Below are 8880 nucleotides of genomic sequence, written 5' to 3'. Positions count from 1 at the left end.
AGCTATTAGATAAACTTCGCTATTTACAATCTTGTATGTGTCAGAAAATCAGTTATGTTCATTGGTTTGAGGAGATTATGTTTTGTTGACATATTTAACCTTTTTAGAGCTAGTATAACTAGATATGTAAAGTTTTGTATTAGGATTCAACATTTCTGATCTAGCAGCAACACTTGCACTTCAAGGTAAACGAGTATTAGCTGTAGACTTTGACCCAAACCAAAGAGACCTAACAGGCTCATTAAAATTAACTACTAAACCCAATCAACAAACATTATATTCACTCTTAGAAGATAAAAAAGACTTAGTTTCTATAGATAATGTCATTCAAACATATTCCATAGAATTTAAAACTCTAAAAAAGACTTTTAGTTTTGATATCATCCCTTGTGACACAGAACTTGGTAACAAAAACGAACAAGAACTTCTAAAAAATTTCAAAATTCCCAGACTCAAACAAATATTAGACAAAATAAAAACCAACTACGACTACATCCTCATCGACTCATCACCCAACTGGCGATACTTCAGCGTTAGCGCCCTCACAGCAGCCGATGTAGTTCTAATCCCTACCAAACACAACAACCTTTTTAGCCTCAATAACGCAGCCATCACCATCAAACATTACATACCCAAAATCCAACAACTCAAAAAAGATGGCACACCCATAGCACTGCCTATATTTTGGAACGGGGAAAAAACCACACCAGCTGCCATAGAAGCAGCCCAAAAAGCCATAGATCACATCATCAAACAAGCTAAACATGACCCACAACCATACGATCTACTTCCCTATTTCTACCCAAAATCTACATCCAGCACCAAAAACCGTGACATCTTTGAAGTACCCGGCTATGCAAATATAGCCAACGCTACCTTCTCCCAAGTCCCCGCAGTCTACAAAGACAAAGTAGCGAACCAATATTACCTAGACCTAGCTAAAGAATACTTCCTACAACGGTAGGTTGGGTTGAGACACGAAACCCAACCCTCATTTAATGACTACCAAATGTCTAGTAACTGACATCTTGCACCAACAAAAATTGATGTAATTTCATCACACTGTATAATCACAAAAACCTTGATTTACCGTTTAAAACCAATAAAAGTAAGGTAGCCTTATGGTGCATCTTTTTATATCACCTGGGTTTATACGGAGAGGTGCAAGATATGAGGTAAGCTAATCGGCATTTAAGTTGCATGAATTGGGCGGGCAAGATGCCCACCCCACAAGAGATTGATAAAATTTAATCTGCAAATTAGATGTGCTTTAGCTTATTATTTAGTTTATAAATGACTATCGTTCCTCAAAACCTTGAGATTGTGTCTTTTCACTCGCAATGACATATTAAGAATCTGTACAAGTTAAATTTAATTGGCCGTTGTATAGTTCACGGTTTTAAATTTCACTTGATTTGTCATCGGGTTATAGAGGGTGTAAGTTGCTTGACCTGGGTGATGTCCTACACTTCCAACTCCAATGACTTGACGGGGACTGAGAGTGACTGTTTGGGCAGAAAATTGATTTTCCAGGGTAGTGAGTTGATTTGTTACAGAACCTGTTTGTAGTTGATATTGAAACGTCAAACCGGAACGACCACAAAAAAGATTATTGGCTTGCATTCTGGAGAGTCGGTCTAGCATTTCAATGGGTGATGTTTCGGGGGTGAGTTCATCACTGACACCCACGGTGGAACCGTGGACTAACAAACAATCTAATTCAAAAAAACCAAAATCGAGCGATCGCAACCATTGTACTGTGGCACGGGAAATACTATTCCATAATTTCTCTACTGTATCACCACCATATTTAGCGATTAACTCAGACCCGTCTGTAGTGGGGCCTAAGCCATGCAAAATTAAACATTGTTCTTCCCACCACCCTTTACAAATCTGCGGTTCTAATTCATCGTGTAGCGGAGATTTAACCCTAGCTATTAATTCCTCACTTTCTGGAGTGGGCCCAACTAAATCACCCAAAATATATAATGCTTCAAGGTCACGGGTTTGACTCTTGATGTCTTTCATTACAGCGTCATAAGCTGCTAAATTACCCTCAATACCACTTAGAATTGCCCACATAGGTTTAGAAGTTTAGGATTTCAGAAGTTCAGAAGTATGCCTACAGCACGCTGCGCGAACAGGAGTTAGTAGGGGCGGGTTTACAGATATCATCAACTATGAACGAGAATTTTGGTAAACCCGCCCGTACAGAAGTATGCCTACGGCACGCTGCGCGAACAGGAGTATGCCTACGGCACGCTGCGCGAATAAAACTTAGACAACCAAAGGTTTTTAGCACTGTCACCTGTCACCTGTCACCTGTCACCTGTCACCTGTCACCTGCTATACCTTTATTCACTTTCCATTTTTTGTAATTGCGCTACTCTGGGGTCAATGATTTTTTGTCCCAAACTGGCGAATTTAATGGCGACGGAAATTTTATTTCCTTCACCAAAGACATGTGTAATTTCTCCAATGCCAAATGTTTTATGTAATACTCTTTCACCAACTTTCCAAGTGGCGTTACTACTAGTTTTACTGGGTTTGACTGCTGCTCCTTTGGTATAATTACGACTCACTTTGTGTTGAGTGGTCAATAACTCTGCTGGTAGTTCATCGAGAAATTGCGATCGCATGGCAGGTTCTCTGGAACCGTACAATCTTCTTTCTCTGGCATAGGATAAGTATAATCTTTCTTGGGCGCGGGTAATGCCTACGTAACAAAGTCTGCGTTCTTCTTCTAAGGATGCTGGGTCACTGAGGGAACGATAACCAGGAAATAATCCCTGTTCTAAACCTACTAAGAAGACAACTGGAAATTCTAAACCTTTAGAAGCGTGCAGGGTCATTAATGAAACTGCCGTTTGTCCTTCTTTTAAATTATCCAAATCGGAACTGAGGGCGGCACTTTGTAAAAATGCCTGTAAGGAAACGTCTTCACCTTCGTTTTCTTCTTGAAATTGCAATGCAGCGTTATAAAGTTCCTGGACGTTTTGAATTCTATCCTCTGCTTCATCTGTTCCTTGACTCAGTAAGTCTTGAATATAACCAGAGTCGTCTAATAGTCCTTGCAATATTTCGGTGACAGGAACTGAGGTGATTTGTTCTTGCCATTTTTGAATCATGGCAGCAAAACTATTTACTCCTTTGGCAGAACGTCCTGCTAAGGTATTTACAGATGTTTCATCGCTGATAATTTCCCAAAGGGTTGTTCCTAGTTGTTGGGAAGCATTAATTAAGTTGTCTATTGTGGCTTTACCGATACCTCTGCGTGGGGTGTTGATCACTCGTAGTAAACTAACTGTATCGGCTGGGTTATTAATAGCTCTTAAATAAGCAATGACATCTTTAATTTCTTTGCGGTCATAGAATTTCATTCCTCCCACCACTGTGTAAGGAATTTGATATTTCACTAATAATTCTTCAAAGGGACGAGATTGGGCGTTAGTGCGATAAAGAATGGCAAAACTACCCCATTCAATGTCCGGGTTTTGATGTTCTAAGGTGCGAATTTGATTAACAACAAAAGCCGCTTCTGCCATTTCATCATCGGCTTTATGACAGTAAATTTCTTCTCCTGCACCTCTGGTAGCGCGGAGAATTTTATCAATACGTTGGGTGTTATTTTCGATTAATTCGTTAGCAGCTTGGAGAATATTTTCACAGGAACGATAGTTTTCTTCTAGCTTCACCATTGTGCGAGTATCATCATCTGGCAAACCATCACCGAAGTCTTGTTGAAACTCTAATAAAATGGTGAAATCTGCCATACGGAAGCTGTAAATTGATTGGTCAGCATCACCCACAACAAACACTGAGCGGTTTTGCCATTCCCAAGCATGTTTACTTTCTTCACCGTTGGTCACTAAGAGACGAATTAAATCATATTGGGTTCTGTTGGTATCTTGATATTCATCTACTAAAACATGACAAAATTTCCGATGCCAGTAAGCTAAAACTTGTTCGTTTTGTTGAAATAATCTGGTGGGAATTAAAATTAAATCATCAAAGTCAAGGGCGTTGTTTTCAGCGAGTTTATCTTGATAGCGGCTATATACATCAGCAATTACTCTACCGCGATAATTTGGCTGTTCTCGCTCAAATTCCTGGGGAGAAAAACCTTGGTTTTTAGCGTTACTAATAGCGTAGCGAACGGAACGAGGTTCAAATTTTTTACTATCTAAGTTTAAATCTTTAGTGACTATTTCTTTAACTAAGGTTTGAACATCAGATTCATCAAAGATGGAGAAATTTTTATTCCATTTTCTCCCTTTTTCATCTTGGAATTTTTCAATATCAAAGCGCAGAATGCGTGAAAAGAGACTATGGAAAGTACCACACCATAGGTCTTTGATGGTAGTTTTGTAAACTTGCGATCGCAACTGTGTTTGTTCGTACTCTGGTAACAAATCTAACTTTTGACCGTGTTGGGTAATTGCTAGTTGTTCTGCAAATAGCCGTTGAATACGGTCTTTCATCTCCCTTGCGGCTTTGTTGGTAAATGTCACCGCGAGTATATTTTCAGGATGCACCCGGTGTTTGAGAATTAAATTGGCAATGCGATAGGTCAAGGCACGGGTTTTACCGGAACCAGCACCAGCCACAACTAACAGCGGCCCACAGTGGTGTTCTACTGCTTGACGTTGACTAGGGTTGAGATGGCTAAGGAAATCAATACTTGTGGTCATGGATGTGAAAAAATGATGCCTGGGGGCGACATCAATAAATTGTAGCTATTGCCTAGTTACACCATAGCAAAAGGTGGCAATGACCCAACCATCAATTACACTTCCATACCCAAGACTCTGACTAAAAATGCCCATTTATCGGCTGCTTCTGCAATGATTTTTGCTGTGGGTTTACCTGCACCATGGCCGGCTTTGGTTTCAATGCGAATTAATACAGGTGCATCACCATGATGGGCTGCTTGTAAAGCGGCAGCAAATTTAAAACTATGGGCAGGAACGACGCGATCGTCATGATCTGCGGTAGTAATTAAAGTAGCTGGGTAAGTTGTGCCTGTTTTGAGATTATGTAATGGCGAATAAGCATATAAAGTGGGAAACTCCTCTGGTTCATCTGGTGAACCATATTCGTTGACCCAAGCCCAACCAATGGTAAATTGATGGAAACGCAACATATCCATCACCCCAACTGCGGGTAAAGCTGCACCAAATAAATCAGGACGTTGAGTCATACAAGCACCCACCAATAAACCACCATTACTACCACCACCAATGGCTAATTTTGATGGTTTGGTGTAGTTATTCGCAATTAACCATTCCGCTGCGGCAATAAAATCATCAAACACATTTTGTTTTTTCTCCTTCATTCCTGCTTGATGCCATTCTTCCCCATATTCACCACCACCACGCAAATTGGGGACAGCATACACTCCTCCCATTTCCATCCACACTAATAGGCTGACAGAAAAGCTGGGAGTTAAGGAGACATTAAAACCACCGTAACCATAAAGATAGGTGGGGTTATTACCATCTAATGTAATGCCTTTTTTGTGGGTGATAAACATCGGTACTTGTGTACCGTCTTTGCTTTGATAAAAAACTTGCTTAATTTCGTAATCTTCTGGTTGAAAATCTACCTGTGGTTGTCGAAACAGTTCGCTTTTTCCAGTCACCATATCGTAACGGTAGATGGTACCAGGGGTAGTAAAGCTGGTAAAACTATAGAAAGTTTCCCTATCTTCTTTTTTACCACCAAATCCACCAGCAGAACCAAGTCCCGGTAATTCTACTTCCCGAATGTAGTTACCTTGCAGGTCGAAAATTTTAATTTGACTGTGGGCATTTTGGAGATAATCTGCCACAAATTGATGATTGAGAACACCTACACTTTCTAAAGTTTCTGGGACTTGGGGAATAATTTCTTGCCAATGTTCTGGATGGGGATTTTCAATATCAATGGCAATAACTCTGCCTCTAGGGGCATCTAAATCGGTGCGAAAGTAGAAAATATGGTCATCATTATCAATGAAACTGTAGTCGGCAACAAATTCGTTAATGAGTTCGACAATTTCACTTTCAGGTTGAGTTAAATCTCGATAAAAAACTAAGTTTTTCGGGTCAGTACCACGCCAAACGGAAATAATTAAATATTTTCCATCTTCCGTTACACTCCCACCAAAACCCCATTCTTTTTGGTCTGGTCGCTGGTAAATTAATGTATCTGCTGACTGATGTGTGCCTAATTTATGGTAGTAGAGCTTTTGATAATAGTTGATATCTTCTAATTTGGTTTTTTCTTGGGGTGCATCATAACGGCTATAGAAAAAACCTTGATGATCTTTTGTCCAAGATGCACCAGAAAATTTAATCCATTGCAGGTGGTCTTCTAGGTCTTTTCCTGTTTCAATGTGACGGACTTTCCATTCTTGCCAATCAGAACCAGAAGTTGATAGACCATAAGCCAGATACTGACCATTTTCACTAATAGCCAGTCCAGCTAAAGCCACTGTTCCATCTGGGGAAAGTTGGTTAGGGTCAAGTAAAACCCTCGGTTCTGCTTCCAGGGTTTCTAAGGTGTAAAGAACGCTTTGGTTTTGCAGTCCATCGTTCTTAAAATAAAAATAGCGATCGCCTTCTTGAAAGGGAATACCATATTTTTCATAATCCCATAGCTTTGTCAGGCGTTGTTGGATTTTCTCCCGTGCAGAAATTTCTTCTAAATAGCCAAATGTAATTTGGTTTTGGGCTTCTACCCAGGCTTTTGTTTCCTCTGAGTCTGGGTCTTCTAAGGCACGGTAAGGGTCTGCAACCACAGTCCCATGATAATTATCTACTTGAGGACTGTGAGTTACAGAAGGGTAGGAGAGGAGTTGTTGAGAATTAGTCATGTTTTAACACTATATTATCAAGCTGGTACAACAAATTTCTCTGTACCTGCTAAATCAAAAGCTGCATGAATGACTTGCAATGCTTTCACACCTTCATCTTGTCCCACCACACAACTAATTTTAATTTCTGAGGTGGCAATCATTTGGATGTTGATGTTATTTGCGGCTAAAGCACTGAACATTTTGCCCGCAATACCTGGTTGTCCTACCATTCCCGACCCGACAATACTCACTTTCGCGATCGCACTATCTAGGACTACTTCTCCCCATCCTAACTCATCTGCCACTTGAGAAAGTTTTGCCTTGGCGTATTCTGCGTCCATTCTCGCAACCGTAAAAGCAATATCCCGACGGGCCACACCGTCAATGATGCGGCAGCGTTGTGATTGAATAATCATATCCACACTGATATTACTTTCTGCCAATAAACCAAATAATTTCGCTGCCATCCCTGGTTGGTCTGGTACTTGACGAATCGCTAACCGGGCTTGATTCATGTCTAAAGCGACACCACGCACGGCGGGGGCTGAGGCAGTGGAGGCAGTCAAGGCAGTGGGAGATGCAACGATTTCAAAGGCGTTACACAAAGCCGCAATTGCTTGATCACAGTCTTCCGCATCGACCACACAACTCACTTTGACTTCACTGGTAGAAATCATTTGAATATTCACACCAGCAGCCGCTAAGGTGGTAAACATTTTGGCTGCAACACCAGGACGACCAATCATTCCTGCCCCAGAAATACTGACTTTTGCAGTATTCTTTTCTACCATCACTTCCGCTTCGTCAGAATTGGGGTTTTCTCGTAAAGCTGGAGCGATCGCATCAGCCACAGCTTCCGCCCGGTTTAAAATAGGTGTATTCACAGTAAAGGCAATATCATTGGTATTGCCCTCATGGATAGACTGAATAATTAAGTCTACGTCTACATTCTGCTGGGCAATTTCGCTAAATAACCGCGCTGCTACCCCTGGTTTGTCAGGTACACGCAACAATGACACCTTCGCTTGGTCAAGGTCGAATTCTACCGCATCCACCGGACGAGCTAATTCTAAATTTACCAATGCCCTTTCCTGCACTTTAGGAGATGTTACCCAAGTGCCAGGTTCATCAGTCCAACTAGAACGCACCACCAAAGGCACACCATAATTGCGGGCAATTTCCACTGCACGGGGATGTAATACCTTCGCCCCTAAGCTAGCTAACTCCAGCATTTCATCACTGGTGATTTCCTTCATCAATTGGGCTTCGGGAACTAGACGGGGGTCTGTAGTTAAAATCCCTGGTACGTCTGTATAAATTTCACAAAAATCTGCTTGTAATGCTGCCGCTAAAGCCACCGCCGAGGTATCAGAACCACCCCTACCTAAAGTTGTAATTTCTAATTCTCCAGTGCTACTAATGCCTTGGAAGCCAGCGACAACAACAACTTTACCTGCATCAATATGTTTAACTAACCGCTCAGTTTCAATTTGCAAAATGCGGGCGCGGGTATGTTCTGCCTCTGTCACAATTCCTACCTGTGCGCCTGTCATAGAAATTGCTGGTTGACCAATTTCTTGCAACGCCATACTCAACAGGGCAATAGTCACCTGTTCCCCTGTAGACAACAGCATATCCATTTCCCGACGGTTAGGACTTTTGGAAATTTCATTAGCTAATTTAACTAGTCCATCGGTGGTTTTTCCCATTGCTGAAACTACTACCACCAAAGAGTTTCCTGCCTGGACTGTTTTCTGAACTCGTTGGGCTACAGCTTGAATGCGTTCAACTGAACCAACAGATGTACCACCGTATTTCTGAACTATGAGCGCCATAACCTTACATGTAAGCTAATATGCTGGCTGTAATTACGACTTCCGTCGGGAACTTGGGAAGCGATCGCCAATCTTATAAACTTCTAAAATATCAGAATCAATGGACACACTAACTCAGAATCTGAGATTTTTTTATTGGTAATTTTTTGTGTACCGTATTTGGACTCAGCAATTTTTAGGAACCTTGTTCAAATATACGCAGCAAAA

At 41.2% G+C, this 8880-nt stretch carries 6 protein-coding genes; 2 read left to right on the top strand and 4 right to left on the bottom strand.

What is annotated here, in order from left to right; genetic code table 11:
• Nucleotides 1-151: 151 nt before the first annotated feature.
• A complete protein-coding gene (locus H6G73_RS09130; protein ID WP_244997514.1) occupies nt 152-964 on the top strand; it encodes a ParA family protein in 813 nt (270 codons plus the stop codon).
• Between the two features lie 407 nt (nt 965-1371).
• Here H6G73_RS09130 and H6G73_RS09125 read toward each other — a convergent pair whose 3' ends face one another.
• Nucleotides 1372-2082 (bottom strand): metallophosphatase, encoded by a 711-nt coding sequence (locus H6G73_RS09125; RefSeq protein WP_190603512.1) that lies wholly within the window; start codon nt 2080-2082, stop codon nt 1372-1374.
• A gap of 98 nt (nt 2083-2180) precedes the next feature.
• Here H6G73_RS09125 and H6G73_RS09120 point away from each other — a divergent pair, with 98 nt between their 5' ends.
• Nucleotides 2181-2378, top strand: a complete 198-nt coding sequence (locus H6G73_RS09120) for a hypothetical protein (protein WP_190603509.1) — start codon at nt 2181-2183, stop codon at nt 2376-2378.
• On the opposite strand, the gene pcrA is transcribed toward H6G73_RS09120, so the two are convergent.
• The 3 genes from pcrA to H6G73_RS09105 form a co-directional block, all read right to left on the bottom strand.
• Nucleotides 2355-4691, bottom strand: a complete 2337-nt coding sequence (gene pcrA, locus H6G73_RS09115) for a DNA helicase PcrA (protein WP_190603507.1) — start codon at nt 4689-4691, stop codon at nt 2355-2357. The two genes, H6G73_RS09120 and pcrA, sit on opposite strands and share 24 nt — an antisense overlap.
• Before the next feature lie 95 nt (nt 4692-4786).
• A complete protein-coding gene (locus tag H6G73_RS09110; protein ID WP_190603505.1) occupies nt 4787-6856 on the bottom strand; it encodes a prolyl oligopeptidase family serine peptidase in 2070 nt (689 codons plus the stop codon).
• Between the two features lie 17 nt (nt 6857-6873).
• The gene (locus tag H6G73_RS09105) at nt 6874-8673 is read right to left on the bottom strand and encodes an aspartate kinase (protein ID WP_190603503.1); all 1800 of its coding nucleotides are present in this window, start codon (nt 8671-8673) and stop codon (nt 6874-6876) included.
• Between the last annotated feature and the right edge of the window lie 207 nt (nt 8674-8880).

The organism is Richelia sinica FACHB-800 (assembly GCF_014698825.1).
Taxonomy (GTDB): domain Bacteria; phylum Cyanobacteriota; class Cyanobacteriia; order Cyanobacteriales; family Nostocaceae; genus FACHB-800.
Note: the sequence above shows the minus strand (reverse complement) of the source record. Positions and strands in the feature narration are given on the sequence as shown.